Origin of the sequence: Bacillus sp. NP157 (genome assembly GCA_018889975.1) — a bacterium.
Classification (GTDB): Bacteria; Pseudomonadota; Gammaproteobacteria; order Xanthomonadales; family Rhodanobacteraceae; genus Luteibacter.
In genome coordinates this window covers 2,062,284-2,080,089 of record CP076546.1, presented here as the reverse complement: position 1 = coordinate 2,080,089, position 17,806 = coordinate 2,062,284, and the positions used below count along the sequence as shown (strand labels likewise).

Genomic DNA, 17,806 nt, shown 5'->3' with positions numbered 1-17,806 from the left:
GCGCGGATGGCGGGATTTCGTCGGCGTATGTGCCGTTTCGTCGGCTGGCGCGCCGGGTGGCGTGCATGCCGTCGTATGCTCGCCGCCATCCTGAAGGGAGTGCCTCGCATGGCCAGCATTCGTTTCCTTGTACGCCTCATCGCCGCGTGGGTGGCCGCGTTGTGCGTCCTCATGGTGGTGTGGGAATCGTTCGACTGGACGCGTGATTTCCCCTGGTTCTTCACGCTGGCGTGGCTGGTCGGCCTGCTTCTCGCGCTGGCACGCGGCGTGACGCATCTCTACCGGGTAAAGACGATTGCTGGCCGGGTCGATCCGGAAACAGTGGCCAATCGCCAGCGTCGCCGGGTGGAAGTGCCGTATGGCGCGAATGAAACGCTGGACCTGGTCGAGGGCGTCGTGCGCGGCCTGCCCGATATCCAGGACGTGGCGGCGGTGCGTGGTGGCTTGCAGGTGCGTGGCTTGATTCGCCAGGCCATGGTCGAGCCGCAGTCGGTGCCGTGGCGGCAGCGTCGCCCGCACGATCCGTTCCAGCGCAACACGCGGGTGAGTGCGACGGTGGTCCCTGCCGACGGCGGCTGCACGGTGCTGTTCGCCTGCGAGCCGGATAGCGGCGCGTGGACGGACTGGTTCAATCCCGATGGCGGCGTTGCACTTGAAATGGTCGAGACGCTGGTGCGTGCCCTGACCCAGCGCATCACCGAACGGCACAGCCGCGAGCGCGCCGACGCCCGGCAGACGGCGATGGAAAAGGAGCTCACCGCCGCGCAGCTCACGCTGTTACAGGCACAGGTCGAGCCGCACTTCCTCTACAACACGCTGGCCAGCGCACAGGAACTGGTTCGCACGGACCCCGCACGCGCCGACCGGATGCTCGGCCACCTGATCGACTACCTACGTCGCTCGCTGCCGAAAACCGATGGCTCGCTGTCGACGGTCGGCCAGGAGCTCGAGCGTTCGACCGCGTGGCTGGAGATCATGCAACTGCGCATGGGCGATCGCCTGACCGTGCACGTCGACGTGCCCGAGGGATGCCTGCCGCTGCCGATGCCGACGATGATGCTGCAGACGCTGGTCGAGAACGCGATCAAGCACGGCCTGGAACCGAAGCCCGGCGGTGGTGGCATCTGGATCCGTGCAGGCAGGGATGCCAGTGGCCTGTCGCTCACCGTGGCCGACGATGGCATGGGCCTGCGCACCGATGGTGCCGGCACCGGTATCGGCCTGCGTAACCTGCGTGAGCGACTGCGCCTCACCTACGGCAGCGCGGCGCATTTCACCATCGGCAACAACTTCCCCAACGGCGTCGCCGCGACGATCAGCCTGCCCGCGACGGCGGAGGCCACCCATGCCTAAGTGCATCATCGCCGAGGACGAGAAGCTGCTGTCCGCCGCGCTCCAGCGCGAGCTGGCCCGCGCATGGCCCGAGTTACAGGTCGTCGCGGTCGCCGAAGACGGTGGCGAGGCGCTCGACGCCATCGTCGAACACCGGCCCGACGTCGCCTTCCTCGATATCCGCATGCCCGGCCTCACCGGCATGGAAGTGGCCGCCGCGGCGGCCGATGCCAGCCCACGCACGCTCGTCGTGTTCATCACTGCCTACGACCAATACGCCGTGGACGCCTTCGAACGCGGCGCCGTGGATTACCTGCTCAAGCCGGTATCGGCCGAACGCATGACGCAAACCGTGGAGCGCCTGCGCAGCCGCCTGCTCGACGCGGAAAAGCATGCCAGTCGCACCGGCCGGCTGGCCCAGGACATGCGCGACCAGTTCGAGAGCACGCCCGACGAGCCGCTCACGTGGATCACCGCGAGCACGGGCAAGGCCACGCGCCTGATCCTCGTCGAGGACGTGATCTATTTCCGCGCGGACAACAAATACACGCTGGTGGCCACGGCCGACGGCGACGCGTTGCTCAGCCGGCCGATCCGCGAGTTGCTGGTGCAACTGGATCCGCGCACGTTCCGGCAGATCCACCGATCCACCATCGTGAACCTGCGCCAGGTCGCTTCCGTCGAGCGCGACGACGGCGGCCGCGGTTGCCTGCGCCTGCGCGGCCGACCGGAAACCCTCACCGTGAGCCAGCCGTTCATGGCCATCTTCCGCGCCATGTGACGAAGGAGAGCGACATGTGGTTCGTCATCGCGATCGTTTATTGCTTCATGAACCTGGTCGACTTCACCGGCGGGAACGACCGCCACGTCGTGGTCATGTCGCAGCCGGAGGCCGTCATGGCCTCGGGTAGCAGCACGGATATCATCCTGCACAACGTGCGCCGCCCCGACCGCGGCGACGCACGTTGCTGGCTACAGGCCCGCTACCGTCAGCGCGGGACCACCGTGAAGGTGATCTTCGACGGATGCCCCGCATCGTGGTGCACGGCGTTGTGCGCGACGACGCCTTTGGCTTCGTCGTAATTGTTGCCGCCGGTATTGAGGTTGCGGTCGAAGCGCGGGAAGTTGCTGCTGGAAACCGCCACGCGCAGCTTGTGCCCCGGGAAGAAGAAGTTGCTGGTGTCGATCGGCTGGAAGGTCACCTTGTATACCTCGCCGTCCTTCATCCACACCGGCGGCTTGTCGTATCCCTCGCGATAGCGCATGCGCTGGATGTTCTCGGTGAGGTTGAACGCGCGGCCATCCGGATAGACGTCCATCACCTTGAAGGTGAAGTCGGTGTCCTTCGCATCCGACGACACGTACAGCGTCACCGTGATCGGGCCGCTGACTTCGGTACCTTCCTTGAACGGTTCGGAGTCGTACACGAGGATGTCGTTGCGGGCCAGCTGGGTGTTCTGGTCGAACGAGCCGAACTTCACCGCGGAACCCTGGCAGCAGCCACCACCACCAAACGTGGTGACCGGGTTCATCGGGTCGTAGATGAAGCGGTCGGGCTGGTCCGTGCCGCCAGCCTCCGCCACCAGCTTGCCGTCACCGTAAAGCGTGTTGGCCTTGCCGCCGCTGGTGAAGTAGAGGTCGCGCGTCACAGCGCCTACCGGCGGCCAGGTCTGCGTGTTGTGCCACTTGTTCTCGCCCATCACGTAGTACATGACCTTGGCCTGCTTATCGACGACCGGGCTGTCGACACCCTTCAACCATTTGTCGAACCAGCCGTAGACCAGGCTGTCGTAGTCGAAGCGTGCATCGCCCACGTCGAGGTCGCCGATCATGGTGTGCTCGGTGGCGCGGGTGTATGCGCAATGCAGGACCGGTGCGATGACGGCGTACTGCTGGTCGGCCACGTCCTTCGACGCCGTGGCGCGCACGTGGTTGTATGCGGCGAGGTTGGGCGACACCGAGACGTCGAACCAGCTCATGAACCACAGGCCCGGCTTGTTGACCTTCATGTTGTCGTGCCACAGGCCGCCCTTGTACCAGGCGGCGCTGTTCGGCGTGCGGGCGACCATGTTGCCGCCGGTCGGCACGTCCTCGGCGTCGGCGAAGATGCCATTCGGGCCACCGGCCGCCTTCATGATGTCTTTCTCGGGGAGGGTCCAGAACACCTTGTCCCAGTCGGCCTCGGGCGGCTGCGAATCGAGGTCGAACATCTTCGACGCGCGGATCAGGTCGGCCTGCGAGGTGTTGGCCGGGAACATCGGCCGCACTTGGTTCTGTTCCTTGTAGAGCCAGTCGATGAAGAGCATCTGCACGGCGCCACCGCGGTACCAGTTGCCCTGCTCGTAGTAAGGCCCTACGCGGCCGACGCCGGCGCCGAAGCCCTGCACGTTGAACGTGGCCAGCCCCGGCGTGTCCTGGGCGACCACGGCCATCTGCCATTCGGCGGTGGACGAGCAGCCGGTGGTGCCGACCTTGCCGTTCGACCACGGCTGCGAGGTGATCCACTTCACTTCGTCCACGCCGTCGGAGAGCGGCGCGCCGAGGATGTCGTAGTTGCCTTCGGAGAAGTAGTGGCCGCGCTCGTTCATGTCGATGTACGCGTAGCCGCGTTTCACCGCTTCGAGCTGGCGGGTCATGTCGCGCGGCGCGCCGAGCTTCACGTCCCAGAAATTGAAGTTGTACGGGGTGCGGACGAAGATCGTCGGGACCTTGCCGGTGGCGTTCTTCGGACGGTAGACGTCGGCAACCATGCGTTTGCCGTCGCGCATCCGGACCATGACCTTGCGGTCCACGACGGCGATGTCCTGGAGTTTCTGCTCGATGTCGTTGCGCTTGGCGATCGTCTGTTTCTGTTCGGGGGTGAGCACGGCCTGGGCGGCGACGGGCCCGGCGAGCAGGGCGAGGGCGGTGGCGCCGAGGGCGACCGACAGCGCGGTCCTTGCGGTGTGGTGGGCAGGACGCGTGTGGCGCATGGGCTTGGCCTTTGGCTCGGGACGATCGCCTGAGTCTGGCAAACCCGCCATGGCGGGTAAATCGTGACTTGTGGCAGGGTCAGGCTTCGGGGATGGAGATGCCGTGGCGGGTGAGGATGGCGGAGATTTCGGCGCTGACCCAGTCGAAGTCGTCGGGTCCGGCGGCCTGGAGGACGCTGTCGGATTGTTCGGCGAAGGTGGGCCAGAAGGCGTCGGGGTCGCGGTTGTCGCGCAGGCCGGTGGCCACCTCGGTGTCGAGGCGGGCGAGCATCGTCTGGAGCTGGTCGCGGTTTGCCATGGCCCTAAGCCTACCGCAAGCGGGTGCCGCCTTCAGCGGCCATGTCCAACGGCCTCCGGCCGAACCTCGAACCGCCGCCCTGTATCGGCCGAACCCCCGGGCTGTACCGAGCGAACCGCCGCCTTGTAGGAGCGCGCCTGCGCGCGATGGTCGTCCGCGCGGCGCTCGGGCTCGGTCGCAGGACAGCCCTCGGTGCCTACCCTCGCTGCTCAGACAGGTCCTCCGCGCTCGACAAGGGTGGCCGCAGCCGCGGCCCGTGTACTTAATCGGCCTTCGGCCGCTCGCTTGTGCGGAACTCGCCTCGAGGGTAGGCACCGAGGGCTCTCTTCATCACTGGGGCAAGCTGGGTGGGACAGCCGTGGCACGGCATTCCCCACGCACCGCCGGCTCGTGTAGGAGCGCGCCTGCGCGCGAACGGAAATCATGGCGGCGTGGCGCAACCTTCGGAAGCCGCGGGGCGTGGCCGCAGCCTTGAATCACGCCTGCGCATTGGGGAAATCGTGCTGCTTGACCTCAATCGTGGTTGAGGTTGTTCAATGCCTGCGCCGCCCTTGCTGGAGCTTTGCGTGCGTCTTTCCCGAATCGTTTTGCCGTCGACGGATGTCGAGGCGTGTGTCGCGTTTTTCCGTGAGGTGTTGCAGCTGGAGGTGTCGGGCCGTGTGGTCCATGCGGGTTGGACGGATATCGTGGTCGAACCTGCTTCGGCGTTGGGCGTGGGTGCGGTGCACCTGGCTTTCAACGTGCCTCACGATCGCTTCGACAGGGCGTGTGAGTGGATTGCTTCGCGGGCGTTGGTGTTGCGTGATCCGCTTGGGGAGGAGCGGTTCCACCTGGATGCGCCCTGGGATTCGCAGTCGTTGTATTTCGCCGGGCCGCACGGTGCGGTGCTGGAGCTGATCGCGCGGCGTTCGCTGGTTGCACCGGTACGTGGGTGGGGTGATTTCCATGGCAGCGAGATCGCTTGCGTGAGCGAGGTCGGTTTGCCGACCGACGATGTGCCTGGGCTGGTTCGCGACCTTGTCGTCCGGCATGGCATCGCGCCGTTCGGTGCGGTGTCGGATACGTTTGCCGCGATGGGCGGGGACGAGGGGCTGTTGATCGTCGTGGACCGGGAGCGGCCGTGGTTTCCGGAGTCGAGGCGCTTGCCGTGGGCCAGGGGTGTACGGGTGGCGATGTCGGGCGTGGTTGCGGGGGAGACGTTGGGTGGGGTGGAGGGGTGGGTGGTTTCTGGGGTCGCGCGCGGGCGCGCTCCTACACGGGGTGATGTAGGTGGGTTTCCAGGGCGGTCGTGACGAGGCGGTGGTCTTCGATGGATGGCATGCCGGAGACGGTGATCGCGCCGATGACGCCTAGGCCGCGCAGGCGTAGGGGGTAGCCGCCGCCGTCGGAGGCGTGGTCGGCGGGGGCGAGGCCGTAGCGGGCTTCGAGGGTCTGGCCGGCTTTGCTGAGTTTCATGCCGACGGCGAGCGTGCTGGTGCCGAGGGCGAGAACGGTGTTGCGTTTGCGGCGGATCCAGCTTGCGTGGGAGATGTCGGTGCCGGGCAGGGCGGTGTGGAAGAGGGGGCGGTCGCGCAGGCTGATGTCGATGGCCACGGCTGCGCCGCGTTCCAGTGCCGCGCGGCGCAGGGCTTCGCCGAGGGCCCAGGCGGTTTCGAGCGTGAACACGTCGAATTGCAGGGCGAGTTCTTCGGCGGCGAGGGATTCGAGGGTCGGTTCGGTCATGTGCCGATTGTAAGACGGTATGCTGGTTGCCATCGCCCAGCCGACTTGTATGTTTATGTCCTCGACTGCGACTTTCGAATTCATCCTCATGTTGCTCGTCGCCATCCTGGCGCTCGAGCTGATCGCACGAAAACTTCGCCTCCCGACCGCCGCGGCCTTGCTTGCCGGCGGTGCGGGTATCGCGTTCATCCCGGGTATGCCGGCGGTGACCTTCGATCCGGAGCTGGTGCTGATCGTGTTCCTGCCCCCGCTGCTGATGGACGGGGCCTTCTACACGGTGTGGTCGGATTTCCGCCGTTACCTTGGCGGCATCCTCTGGCTCGCGGTGGGTGCGGTGGTATTCACCACGCTCGCCGTGGGCGCAACCGTGCACTGGATCCTGCCGTCGTTGCCGTGGGCGGCGTGCTTTGCGCTGGGTGCGGTGGTGTCGCCGCCGGACGCCGTGGCGGCGAAGGCGGTGCTGGGCAAGGTGCGTCTGCCGCGCCGGTTGATGGTGTTGCTGGAGGGCGAGAGCCTGCTCAACGATGCGACCGGCCTGGTGCTGTTCCGCTTCGCAGTGGCCGCTGCGTTGACCGGTGCTTTCAGCGCGCACGGTGCCTTGATGAGTTTCGCCGGGCTGGCGCTTGGCGGCATCGCGGTGGGCCTGGTCGTGGGCGCCTTGATCGTGCTGGCCCTGCGCCGTATCGACGATATCTTCCTGGCGATCACCGCGTCGTGCCTCGCGCCGTGGGCGGCCTACATCGGCGGCGAAGCGGTGCACGTCTCCGGTGTGATGGCCGTGGTGACGACCGGCATCATCTTTGGCTGGTTCCAGCACGAAGTGTTTTCCGCCAATGTCCGCGTGCGCGGCACCTCGTTCTGGGCGGTGATGATCTTCCTGCTCGAAGCCCTCGTGTTCATCCTCATCGGCTTCTCGCTGCGCGGCGTGATCGAACGCCTGGGTGGCATCGGCAACACGATCGATGCGCTTGGCGTGCCGATCCTCGCGGTGCTGGGCGCGGTCATCCTGTCGCGCTTCGTTTGGGTCTATGCCACGGACTACCTGCGCATCCCGGTGTTGCGGGCGTTTGGGCGCAAGCCATCGCCGCCGTCGCCGAAGTCGACCTTCCTGCTGGGCTGGGCGGGCATGCGCGGTGTGGTGACCCTGGCCATCGCGCTGTCGCTTCCGGACAACATGCCGGGCCGCGACCTGACCCTTGCCGCTGCGTTTGCCGTGATCCTGGTCACCGTCGTCGTGCAGGGCGGCACCATGGGTCCGGTGATTCGCTGGCTGGGCCTGGACCGCGACATCCACAACGAAGGCAATCACCTCAACGAGATGGAAGCCTACCTGCGCATCGATACGGCGCAGATGGAGGCGGTCAAGGCGCGTGCGTACGATACGGCGGGCAATCTGTTGCATCCGCGCCTGCTCGAGCAGTACAGCTATCGGGTGAGCATCGCCAAGCGGGTACTCGAAGAACCAAGCTCACTGGCGGGCGGCCGTGAATCGCACTACGACGTGGTGCTGGCGGCGATCGCCGCGGGGCGCACGGAACTGCTGCGCCTGCATCGCTCCGGGCACATCCACGACGAACTGCTGCACTACCTCGAGCGTGACCTCGACCTGCAGCAGATTTCCGCAGAGAACGATCGGCAGGGCGCGGACGAGTGACGCTCGCGCGCCGCTAGGCGACCTTGTTCGGTCCGCGCGCCGCTGCACCGTTGATCGACTCGACGAACTGGGCGGCGCGGCCCAGGGCCTGGGCCATCAACTGCACGCGCTCCATGGGCACGGAGATCACGGCGAGCTCCTCGCGCTGGGGATGGACCTGGGGCGTGGCATGGCTCCAGGCGAATTCCATTTCGTTGGGGCCATGGGTACGCGTGGGCACGTCGTCGTGCGTGATCCGTTGCATTTCCCGGAAGAAGTGCAGGTGCACGAAGCCGTCGTCGGTGGGCCCGGTCACGGCGATGCCGGTGGCGACCCCTGAGGTGAAATGAGGCGGCCGCACGTGCAGCACGCTCTTGGTCTTCTCGTCCATGGCTCCCCCCTAGTGGCGGCGAGCATACGCGGGCGCATCCGGGCGGTCTATCGGACTTTGTGCCGGGGCGCGGCAACTGTGCGCGGGTCGACGAATCGAGGCCGGGTCAGTCCACCGGGGCGAGCTCATACCCCGTGCTCCGGCCGCCGCCTTCGGCGCGACGAAGCATTCCGCGTTCGATCAGGTCGTTGATATCGCGCAGCGCGGTGTCCGTCGACGAGCGGGCGATGTTCGACCATTTGCCGGTGGTCATCTTGCCTTCGAAGCCGTCGAGCAGGCGGTTGATCAGCTTCACCTGGCGCGGGTTCATGGGCGCATCGGCCCAGCGCCGCCAGAAGCGTGCCTTGGCCATCACGCTATCCAGGGAATCCTGCGCAGCAGCGATCGCATCGCGCAGCGTCGCGAGGAACCACGTCAGCCATTCGTCGACGTCGAGCGAGCCTTTCTGCGTGCGTTCGAGGACATCGTAATAGGCGGATCGCCGCCGCTGGATTTCCGCGGAAAGACTGTAAAAACGCTGCGGGCTGCCGTCCGCGCGGGCAAGGAACAGGTCACCTACGGCGCGGGCGATCCGGCCATTGCCGTCGTCGAAAGGATGCAGGGTGACGAACCACAGATGCGCCAGCGCGGCTTTCACAAGCATCGGCTCGCCCGTGTTCGCATTTGCCCAGTCGAGGAAGCGCGCCATCTCATCTTCGAGCGTTGCCGCGGGCGGCGCCTCGAAGTGGACGGTGTTCCGGTGGATGGGGCCGGACACCACTTGCATCGGACCCGTGGCGTCGTCGCGCCAGGCACCCACCTTCACCCGGCTGAGATGGCTGAAACCCGTGGGAAACAACACGGCATGCCAGCGCTTCAGACGATCGGCCGTTAGCGGTTCATCGGCACGGAGGGTCGCGTCCATGACCATGTCGACGACGCCCTCCACATGGCGATCCACTGGCGCCAGGGCGCCGACGTCGACGCCCAGGCGGCGGGCAATGGACGAGCGTACGGTCTCGACATCGAGGCGTTCGCCTTCGATGGCGCTGGTTTTCACCACATCCTCGGTGAGGGCTGACAGGCTGGCTTCGCTGCGCAGGGTTACGCCGACATCGGCCAGCCGACCGAGTAATAATCCCTGCGCTCGACTCACGTCGGAGAGCGGGGCAGCGAGCCTGGCAAGGTCGTATCGCCAGACCGGCCACGCGGCAGATTCCCAGATATAGGTGTATTCGCCGCTTCTCATGCGGTGAATATGCCCTCTATTCACCGCATGGTCAATTATTCGCCGCAAAATATGCGGCGAATAGGGTAAGGGGGCGTAGGCCGACCTGCCTTACTCGGGCGCCTTTGCCGGAACGAACGGCGACACCGGGTCGCTGGCCGGGAAGGTTTCTTCCAGGGCCTGGTCCTGGTTTTCGCTCTCGTGGTCCTTGCGGTCCTTTTTGTCGGACGCGGTTTCCGGCTTGCCGGGCTTGCCGTGGTCGGGGTGGTTAACGTCGTGGCGATCGTGGTTCATGGTGGGCCTCCCTCGGCTGTGAGTGGCCAATGTTGGCCCGCGGCCGTGAACGGCGGGTCGCGCTGACGTCACAAGGCGTGGCACATGCGTGACCGGCATAATCGGCGATGGGATTTCCAAGGAAATACGTCCGCATGAACAGGATCAGCAGCGCCATTCGCGTGCTCGCCGTCGCCGCATCGCTCACGGCCGCTGCGCTGGCCCATGCCCAGGCGGCCACGACCGACGGCCCCGCCTACGGCGGTGAGCTCGAAGGCTTCGACTACCCGTATCCCGTTGCCCATTTCCGTTTCCAGTCGCAGCGGCAGGAGCTGCAGATGGCGTACATGGACGTCGCCGCGGATGCTGCGACCGCCAACGGCCGCACCGTGGTGTTGATGCACGGCAAGAACTACTGTTCGGCGACCTGGGGCCCGACGATCGCCGTGTTGTCGAAGGCAGGGTATCGGGTGATCGCGGTCGACCAGATCGGGTTCTGCAAGTCGAGCAAGCCGGCGGCCTATCAGTACAGCTTCCAGCAACTGGCGCGGAATACGAACGACCTGCTTGCCTCGCTGCATATCGCCAGGGCGACCATGATGGGTCATTCCACCGGCGGGATGCTCGGCATCCGTTACGCGTTGAGCTATCCGGACCAGGTGCAACAGCTGGTCCTGGTCGATCCGATCGGGCTGGAAGACTGGCGTGCCAAAGGCGTGCCGCCGGTGTCGGTGGACCAGTGGTACCAGCGCGAACTGAAGACGACTGCCGACAGCATCCGCGCCTACGAGAAAGCCACGTATTTTGCCGGGCAGTGGCGCGACGCCTACGAGCCGTCGGTGCAGATGCTGGCCGGCCTTTATCGCGGTCCGCAACGTGAACTCGTCGCGTGGAACTCGGCGTTGCTCTACGACATGATCCTGACCCAGCCGGTGGTCTACGAGTTGCCGCGGTTGAGCGTGCCCACGCTACTGATCATCGGCGACAAGGACACGACGGCCATCGGCAAGGACTTCGCTCCGGCGGATATTCGTCCGACGCTTGGGCAGTACCCGGCACTGGCGAAGGCGGCGGTCGCGGCGATGCCGCACGCGACCCTGGTGCGATTCCCGGACGCCGGCCACGCGCCGCAAATGCAGGACCCAGAAGCCTTCCACGCCGCCCTGTTGAAAGGGCTGCGCGAGGTGAAGTGAGCCATGGGTGGGTGGCGCACCCGTTACTTGTGCAGGTCCTTGTAATCGGGTGCGGCGACCGTTTCCGGCGCTAGCGCCGTGCGGTAGTTGCCTTGCATCACGAGGCTGACCTTGCCGAGGCCGCCGTCATGGGCGGTGCTCCAGGCGGCGATGGCGATCGTGTTTTCGCCTTTCGGGTTGAGCAGGTTCGCCGGGATCTCGAAGTCTGTCTGCGGGCCGACGTCGCTGATGTAGCGACCGACCTGCCAGCCGTTGACGAAGATCACCGCGCGATAACGATGCGGCGCGTCGTCGTGGATGCGCAGGGCGATGGGCACGTCCTGGTCGCGCGGAAGATCGAGCGCGAAGGTCGTGCGATACCACGCCACGCCGGGCTCGCCGGTGCTGGCGGGAAGCGTTGCATGGGCCCACCGGCGATCGTCGAAGCCGGGCAGGTGCCAGCCCTTGCGCTCGCCATACAGGCCGCCCGCGTTGAACGGACCGCGTACCTCGTCGGGCAGGTTCTCGCCACCGAGGTTGCCCTGGATGCGCCACCGGATCGACGTCGCCTCGCCGGCGAAGCTGGCGTTGATAAGGCCACGCGGCTCGCGGAACGCCCCGTTCTTTTCTTCCTGCAGGTGGCCGGTGTTGTCGACCAGCACGGACACGACGTTATCCGCGCCTTTCTCCAGCCACGAGGGATCGATCGGGAACTGCTGCGCACCGCTGGGGTTGTTGCCGAGGAAATGGCCGTTGAGCCACGCGGTGTAGATGCCGTGGTTGCCAAGGTGCACACCGGTGTTGGCGGACAGGCGGATCGCCGTTTCCTTGCCCGTGGCGGTGAAGTGCCCGCGATACCACACGTTGCCGTGGTGGAAGCCGTAGTCGTCGGCATCCAGGATCGGAAGCGCGTGGTCCCAGTAAGGGTTCGGCGTGCTCGCTCGCGTGGTCGCCTGCCATGCGCGGTCATCGAAGCCCTGGGCGATTTCCGGTGCGCCGTCGGCCACGCGCCAGTGCGCAAGCACGGGCAAGGTCACGGCGACCGGACCGTCGAGGTGGCCGGTGAGGCTTTGCGATGCGGTGGACGTGGTTGCCAGCGCCGCCCCATTCCAGGTCACCCCCTTGACGGCGGCCGGTGCGAATACTTCGATGTCGCCCGCGCGTTCGCTGTCGCCGGTGAGGGCGAGAGCATCGCCGTCTACTTTTGCCGTGCGGGCAAGGTACGGCCCGCGCACCAGCACGGCGCCGTGGCCGGTATCGAGTTTCCAGAAGCGCGTGGCCGCCGCGTTGTCGCCGATCAGCAGCAGGAGCGATGCATTGCCCTGTTGGATGGCCACGCGGGCGAGTCCGTCGTGCCGGTAGTTGAGCCGCAGCGTGTGCGTGGCGGCGTCCCATGTCGTGGCGACGGCACCGTCGAGGACATGCACGGCGGGTTCCGCGGCGTAACGCAGCACCGTCTCGCCGTCTTCGCCGTGGCGTCCATAGAAAACGGCCACGTCGCGATCACCGAGCGTGGCCTGGGTCATCAGCTCCGAGGTGGCGTACGCCAGGTGCTGTTGCCCGAAAGCGTAGTTAGCGAGGAACACCTTCGAGTCGCGGCCGTCGATATGGATGGCCGTGCCCGGTGCCTGCGGTATGCGCAGCGTGCCGTGCGTGCCTTGCGCGATGACCAGGTGCGTGGCGTCGTCGGTCGTGTCGGATGCGTCCGCGTGGCGGAGGATGTAGACGAGGGTGCCGTCGTCCGGATTCCGGCGGCCGACCAGGCGCAGGCGCGGGTTGTCCGGGACAGCGGTCTGCATGGCGTCGGTGCGGGCGAGCGGCGCGACGGCCTGGGTCAGGTAGCCGATCAGCTTTTGCTGGTCGTACTTGGCCGTGAGCTGGCGGCTTGCCGTGATCGCCGCACCGTAATCGTAGGAGGTATACACGCCCGGTGACGACAGCCAGCCCCAGTTGGTGCCGCCGTAGGTCATGTAGAAGTTCTGCATCGTCGAGCCCGACGCCATGGTCGCTTCGTAGAACACGCGCTCGAATTCAGGCCCGGTGAGCTTGCGGCAGGCTTCGTACCCGGGGCCGCCCCACACATCGAAGGCGCCGCCCTGGTATTCGGGGAAGAACAGCGGCCAGCGGGTGAGGCCCTGGCGTTCGGCGCTGAAATCGTAGACGGCATTCCAGCGCTCGGGCCGGGTGCAGTCGAAGTCCATGGGATAGGAGTCGAAGCCGGGGATGTCGGTGGCGCCGACACCGTCGAAGAAGTTCTCGTTGTGGTTACCCACGAGCGGTACGGTGATGCCGTCGGCGCGAGCCTTGTCCTCGATGTCCTGCATGTACCGGCGGCCGTCCGGTGAGTCGTTGTAGAACTCGTTCTCGACCTGGTAAAGCAACACGCTGCCGCGACCGTCGGTCAGCTGGTGCCGGGCGAGGATGCGGTCGATCGCCGTAAGCCACTCGCGATAGGCGGCGGTGTAACCCGGCGCGGTCGAACGCGGCTTGTCGCCTGTGGCTACCAGCCAGCCGGGGAAACCACCGGCATCGGTTTCCGCATTGATGTAAGGGCCGGGCCTTGCGATGACGTAAATGCCGGCCTCGTTCGCCATGTCGAGCAGGCGGTCGACGTCGCGGATGCCCTTGAAGTCGTACACGCCCGGGCGCGGCGAGTGGTAGCCCCAGTCGAAATAGATTTCCACGGCGTTGAAGCCGGCGGACTTCATCTTCTGCAGGACGTCGCGCCACATGCCGGGGGAGGGCAGGCGCCAGTAGTGGAACGAGCCCGACCACAGGTAGATGGGCTTGCCATCGATGATCATCGAGTGGCGGTCGAAGGTGATGCTGTGCGCGGGCGAGGGCGCGTTGACGGGCGCGGTGGGTGCGGCAACGGCGTTCGCCGTGGCGCTCGCCAGTACGCAGGCGACGAGACCAGCGATCCCACGCACGCGGCGAACGCGCAGCTCCTGCTTCCCAATCCCCATAGCCACCCCACGCCAAGCCCCGGACAGGTGTCGGAGCGTGAGGCAATCTGGGGATTTATGCAAATATGACCGTTATGCCGTGGCAGCGCCCACGTACGCGCGCCGTGGGTTGTCCGGCGGCATGAGCCAATCGCCCGGATGTATGCATTTATCTATTCACCATTCTATAAGTCGAATCTATAACATATTGCTTTTACTGGATATTGACAAAATAAATCTATTCACGTATCTATTCACTAATGACTTCGGAACGTGCTACGGCCCTCGTTAGCCAGTTGCGTCGCCTCGGCCCTTCGGAGGCTGCGGCGCTGGCCGATGCCATGGCTGTCAGCCAGCCCACGGTATCGCGTGCCGTGGGCGAGGCGGGTGATCGCATCGTGCGTATCGGGCGCGGCCGCCGTACGCGGTATGCCGTCGTCCGCGACGTACGCGGCCTCGGCACGCATTGGCCGCTGTTCCGCATCGATGCGGCGGGGCGTCCCCAGGCCTTCGGTGAATTCACGGCTTTGCACGGCGGCGGGAGTTTCGTGGCCGCCGGGGTACGGCCAGGCTGGATGCGGGACGAATTCGTGGACGGCCTGTTTCCCGGCATTCCCTGGTTCGTGGACGACCAGCGGCCGCAGGGCTTCCTTGGACGGCAGTTCGCGCAAGCCTGGGCCCACGAACTCGGCTTGCCCGTCGACATCCTGCGCTGGAACGACGATGCCGTGCTGGCCGCCATGCTCTTGCGGGGCGACGATGGCCCGGGCGATTTCGTCCTGGGAAACGATGCCCTGGCCCGTGCCCTGCGCGATCCGCCCCGGGCGATGCCCGCGTCCCGCCGCAGCGAGGCCTATGCGGGCCTGGCGGAAGCGGCCCTTGCTGGCGAGCCCGTGGGATCGTCCGCAGCGGGCGAACAACCCAAGTTCACGACGCGCATCGAAGACGCCGACGGCAGTGTCCGCCACGTCATCGTGAAGTTCAGCGAGCCCGTCTCGACGCCTGCCGGCCGTCGCTGGGCCGACCTGCTGATCGGCGAGCGTCTCGCTGGCCAGGTGTTGCGCGAGCATGGCCACGCGAGCGCGGAAACGGCGCTGGTCTGGTCCGGTGGACGCATGTGCCTGGAAGTGACGCGCTTCGATCGGATCGGCACGCACGGGCGGCGCGGCTTCGTCACGCTTGCGGCGTGGAGCGATGCCCACGACGGCGAGCGGGACGACTGGGCCAGTGCCACGCTGCGCATGCACCAGTCGGGCTGGGTCGACGCAGCCACCGAGGCGGAGGTCCGCCAGCGCTGGTGGTTCGGCCGGATGATCGGCAATACCGACATGCACTTCGGCAACCTTGGCTTCTTCCTCGATGACGCACTGCCGCTCGCCGTTGCGCCTGGCTACGACATGCTGCCGATGCTGTATCGGCCGGGTGCGAGCGGCGCGATCGTCCCGCGGGAGTTCGTGCCGGCGACGCCGGTGCCTGCGGACTATGCGTACTGGGAACGCGCTGCGGCGTGGGCCGAGGATTACTGGCAGCGGGTGGCGGCAGCCGACGATGTCAGCGACGACTTCCGCGCCATCGCCGCGGCCAACGGTGAAACGGTCGCGCGTGCACGGCAGCGATTCGCGAGGAGCTGAGCCGCCGGCATCAGTGGCCCTGTGCGGGCGCCACGCGGTACGGCACGAACTCGCCCAGCACGACGAAGCCGCGCAGGCCGCCGGCGAATCGGTCGACCAGTTGCACCGAATCCAGCTCGCAAAGTTGCGCGCCGAAGGTCTTGGTCACCATCAGTGCGTCGTCGTTGAGCGCTTCGGCACCGGAGCGCAGCGTGTTGATGTAATAGGTGCTGCCGATGCGGTAGGCGATCGTGGTCTTGTCGATGACCTGGGTGTTGGTGACCTGCGGCAGGTCGATGCAGTGCTGCGGTTTCCCGGCGACGCGACCGGCCGTGATCTTTGCGAGGGCGGCGGCGGGGTCGTCCTTGTGGGCCCATGCCGGCAGGGCGGTCACGGCGATGGCCAGGGCAGCGAGACAACGGGCAAGGGTGGCCATGGCGTACTCCGAAGGCGAGCCGGGAGTTCGATTCTAGGCCGCTTGCGCGATAAGGGAAGGCCCATGGTCCGCCGGCTCGCAACCCTCGTGCCAGGGGGCTGCGGTCGAGGCGACGGGTTGCTAGCGGTTACGGTCGAACGAGGTGGGCGTGCGCGACGCCGCATAGCCCGATGGTTTGGCGCGCTCGTCGCTCGCCTGGTCGGAAATGCGACCCACCAGGGCGCGCACGGCTTCGCTGAGTCCGCGTGCATCGCTGATCGAGCCAAAGAACTCGATGCGCTGGTCGGCAATGCGGATGTCGGCGATGTTCATCGGGCCCTTGAGCAGGGCGACTTCGCGCTGGAAGACGTCGACCCACTGCGCGGTTGGCGCGCAACTGAGCAGCGCGATCAGCGGCGGATCCTTCAACGGGTCGACGTCGGGCGTCAGCCGCGGCACGTCGAAGCCGACCACGGCCGGCCGCTGGGTATCGCCTGGTTTCATGGAGTTGCCGGACATGGACCAAGCTTAGCGTACGCTTGCGTGGCCCGCCTGCATGGCACGGTTCACCGCATCGAGCAGTTCGTTGGCGCCGAACGGCTTCTGCAGCTGGATGGCGTGGGCCGGGATGCCTGGCACGTCTTCGAACGGCCGCGAGGAAATCACCACCAGGGCGATTTCCGGGCGTTCGTTCAGCTCGCTCAACATGGAGGCGTGTTCACCGCCGGCTTCCGGCAGGGTGGCGTGGCAGACCGCGACCTTGACCGCCGGCGTCCCGCCCAGCAAGGCCATCGCGGCCTCGAAGCGCTCGGCGACGAGGACCGAATACCCCCGCGACGCCAGGACCTCGCCAGTCATGTCGGCTAGCTCCCGATGCGGGTCGACGACAAGGATGGTAGGCGTGGTCATGGCGCAGTATGCAGTTTTCCGGGGTGGCCGGGTGAACTATTTCGGGGGGTGTTTTTGGGGGTTCTCTTTTGTTGTCTTTCGGGTGGGTTGGGTCGCGCGCGGGCGCGCTCCTACAGGAGCATGCCGCCGGAGACTTCGATGCGCTGGCCGTTGACCCAGCGGTTTTCTTCGGACAGGAGCGCGGCGATCATCGGGCCGATGTCGTCGGGCACGCCGGCGCGGCCGAGGGCCGTGAATTCGGCGACGCGTCGGTTGACCTCGGGGTTGTCGCGGACCATGCCGCCGCTGAAATCGGTGGCGACCGCGCCGGGGGCGACGCAGTTCGCAGTGATGCCGCGTGGGCCGAACTCCTTGGCGAAATAGCGGGTGAGCACTTCGATGGCGCCCTTCATGGCGGCATACGGCGCGCTGCCCGGCATGGCGAAGCGGGTGAGCCCGCTGGAAACGTTTACGATCCGGCCGCCATCGTTGAGCAGCGGCAGCAGCTTCTGGGTGAGGAAGAACACGCCTTTGAAATGCACGTTGTAGAGCGCGTCGACCTGTTCCTCGGTGGTCTCGGCGATGGCCGTGTGGTGCGAGGTGCCGGCGTTGTTCACGAGGTAATCGAAGCGTTCGGCGCCCCAACGCGCGAGGGCCGGGCGCAGCGCCTCGACGAAGGCGTCGAAGCTGGCGGTATGGCCGGTATCGAGGGGAAGTGCGACCGCGCGAGCGCCTGCCTGGGCCACGAGCTCGACCACGTGGCGGGCTTCGGTCTCGTTCGAATGGTAGGTAAAGACGCTGTCCACGCCGCGGCGTGCCAGCTCGACGACGGTGTTGCGTCCGAGGCCGCGGCTGCCGCCGGTGACGACGGCGATGCGACGGGGGGCGAGGGTGGTATCGGTCATGATCGTTTCCAGGCGGTGAGGGAGGCACAGGGAAAGGTAGGTG

The 17,806-nt window shown here is 66.5% G+C and carries 18 protein-coding genes; 7 read left to right on the top strand and 11 right to left on the bottom strand.

Annotation, left to right across the window (positions count from 1 at the left end; all coding sequences use genetic code 11):
- Positions 1–108 precede the first annotated feature (108 nt).
- Genes KPL74_09430 through KPL74_09420 form a run of 3 tightly spaced genes read left to right on the top strand, consistent with a single transcriptional unit; the run spans position 109 to position 2,415 of the window.
- Entirely contained in the window at positions 109–1,353 is a 1,245-nt protein-coding gene (locus KPL74_09430) for a histidine kinase (protein QWT22217.1), read from the top strand.
- Positions 1,346–2,113, top strand: coding sequence for a LytTR family DNA-binding domain-containing protein (locus tag KPL74_09425; protein ID QWT22216.1), 768 nt, complete (start codon positions 1,346–1,348; stop codon positions 2,111–2,113). Before KPL74_09430 ends, KPL74_09425 begins: the two co-directional genes overlap by 8 nt.
- Before the next feature lie 14 nt (positions 2,114–2,127).
- Positions 2,128–2,415: a hypothetical protein gene (locus KPL74_09420; GenBank protein QWT22215.1), complete on the top strand. Its 288-nt coding sequence runs from the start codon at positions 2,128–2,130 to the stop codon at positions 2,413–2,415.
- On the opposite strand, the gene KPL74_09415 is transcribed toward KPL74_09420, so the two are convergent.
- Together KPL74_09415 and KPL74_09410 are read right to left on the bottom strand one after the other, a co-directional pair.
- Complete coding sequence (locus KPL74_09415; protein QWT22214.1) at positions 2,322–4,304, bottom strand: CocE/NonD family hydrolase; 1,983 nt, start codon at positions 4,302–4,304, stop codon at positions 2,322–2,324. The two genes, KPL74_09420 and KPL74_09415, sit on opposite strands and share 94 nt — an antisense overlap.
- A 79-nt stretch (positions 4,305–4,383) precedes the next feature.
- On the bottom strand, positions 4,384–4,602 hold the full coding sequence (locus KPL74_09410; GenBank protein ID QWT22213.1) for a hypothetical protein: 219 nt from the start codon (positions 4,600–4,602) through the stop codon (positions 4,384–4,386).
- Positions 4,603–5,138: 536 nt separating this feature from the next.
- Here KPL74_09410 and KPL74_09405 point away from each other — a divergent pair.
- Positions 5,139–5,894, top strand: coding sequence for a VOC family protein (locus KPL74_09405; GenBank protein ID QWT22212.1), 756 nt, complete (start codon positions 5,139–5,141; stop codon positions 5,892–5,894).
- Here the strand turns inward: KPL74_09405 and KPL74_09400 are convergent.
- Complete coding sequence (locus tag KPL74_09400) at positions 5,854–6,324, bottom strand: heme-degrading domain-containing protein (protein QWT22211.1); 471 nt, start codon at positions 6,322–6,324, stop codon at positions 5,854–5,856. The genes KPL74_09405 and KPL74_09400 overlap by 41 nt on opposite strands.
- An 88-nt stretch (positions 6,325–6,412) precedes the next feature.
- Here KPL74_09400 and KPL74_09395 point away from each other — a divergent pair, with 88 nt between their 5' ends.
- Positions 6,413–7,978: a Na+/H+ antiporter gene (locus tag KPL74_09395; GenBank protein QWT22210.1), complete on the top strand. Its 1,566-nt coding sequence runs from the start codon at positions 6,413–6,415 to the stop codon at positions 7,976–7,978.
- Positions 7,979–7,991: 13 nt separating this feature from the next.
- On the opposite strand, the gene KPL74_09390 is transcribed toward KPL74_09395, so the two are convergent.
- The 3 genes from KPL74_09390 to KPL74_09380 all read right to left on the bottom strand — a co-directional run bounded on the left by KPL74_09390 (position 7,992) and on the right by KPL74_09380 (position 9,849).
- Entirely contained in the window at positions 7,992–8,348 is a 357-nt protein-coding gene (locus tag KPL74_09390; protein QWT22209.1) for a hypothetical protein, read from the bottom strand.
- Positions 8,349–8,454: 106 nt separating this feature from the next.
- Positions 8,455–9,576, bottom strand: coding sequence for a Fic family protein (locus KPL74_09385; protein ID QWT22208.1), 1,122 nt, complete (start codon positions 9,574–9,576; stop codon positions 8,455–8,457).
- Positions 9,577–9,666: 90 nt separating this feature from the next.
- Entirely contained in the window at positions 9,667–9,849 is a 183-nt protein-coding gene (locus tag KPL74_09380; protein QWT22207.1) for a hypothetical protein, read from the bottom strand.
- Between the two features lie 134 nt (positions 9,850–9,983).
- Here KPL74_09380 and KPL74_09375 point away from each other — a divergent pair, with 134 nt between their 5' ends.
- Entirely contained in the window at positions 9,984–11,021 is a 1,038-nt protein-coding gene (locus tag KPL74_09375; GenBank protein ID QWT22206.1) for an alpha/beta hydrolase, read from the top strand.
- Between the two features lie 23 nt (positions 11,022–11,044).
- Here KPL74_09375 and KPL74_09370 read toward each other — a convergent pair whose 3' ends face one another.
- Positions 11,045–13,930 carry a beta-galactosidase gene (locus KPL74_09370; protein QWT22205.1) on the bottom strand — a complete coding sequence of 962 codons (2,886 nt, stop codon included), beginning with the start codon at positions 13,928–13,930 and terminating at the stop codon, positions 11,045–11,047.
- 275 nt (positions 13,931–14,205) lie between these two features.
- Between KPL74_09370 and yjjJ the strand changes: the two genes are divergently transcribed.
- A complete protein-coding gene (gene yjjJ, locus KPL74_09365) occupies positions 14,206–15,576 on the top strand; it encodes a type II toxin-antitoxin system HipA family toxin YjjJ (protein QWT22204.1) in 1,371 nt (456 codons plus the stop codon).
- A 10-nt stretch (positions 15,577–15,586) separates the two neighbouring features.
- On the opposite strand, the gene KPL74_09360 is transcribed toward yjjJ, so the two are convergent.
- From KPL74_09360 to KPL74_09345, 4 genes are all read right to left on the bottom strand, one after another.
- Positions 15,587–15,991, bottom strand: coding sequence for a hypothetical protein (locus KPL74_09360; GenBank protein QWT22203.1), 405 nt, complete (start codon positions 15,989–15,991; stop codon positions 15,587–15,589).
- 120 nt (positions 15,992–16,111) lie between these two features.
- Positions 16,112–16,474: a hypothetical protein gene (locus tag KPL74_09355; protein ID QWT22202.1), complete on the bottom strand. Its 363-nt coding sequence runs from the start codon at positions 16,472–16,474 to the stop codon at positions 16,112–16,114.
- 24 nt (positions 16,475–16,498) lie between these two features.
- Positions 16,499–16,828, bottom strand: a complete 330-nt coding sequence (locus KPL74_09350; protein ID QWT22201.1) for a hypothetical protein — start codon at positions 16,826–16,828, stop codon at positions 16,499–16,501.
- A 161-nt stretch (positions 16,829–16,989) separates the two neighbouring features.
- A complete protein-coding gene (locus KPL74_09345) occupies positions 16,990–17,763 on the bottom strand; it encodes an SDR family oxidoreductase (GenBank protein ID QWT22200.1) in 774 nt (257 codons plus the stop codon).
- Between the last annotated feature and the right edge of the window lie 43 nt (positions 17,764–17,806).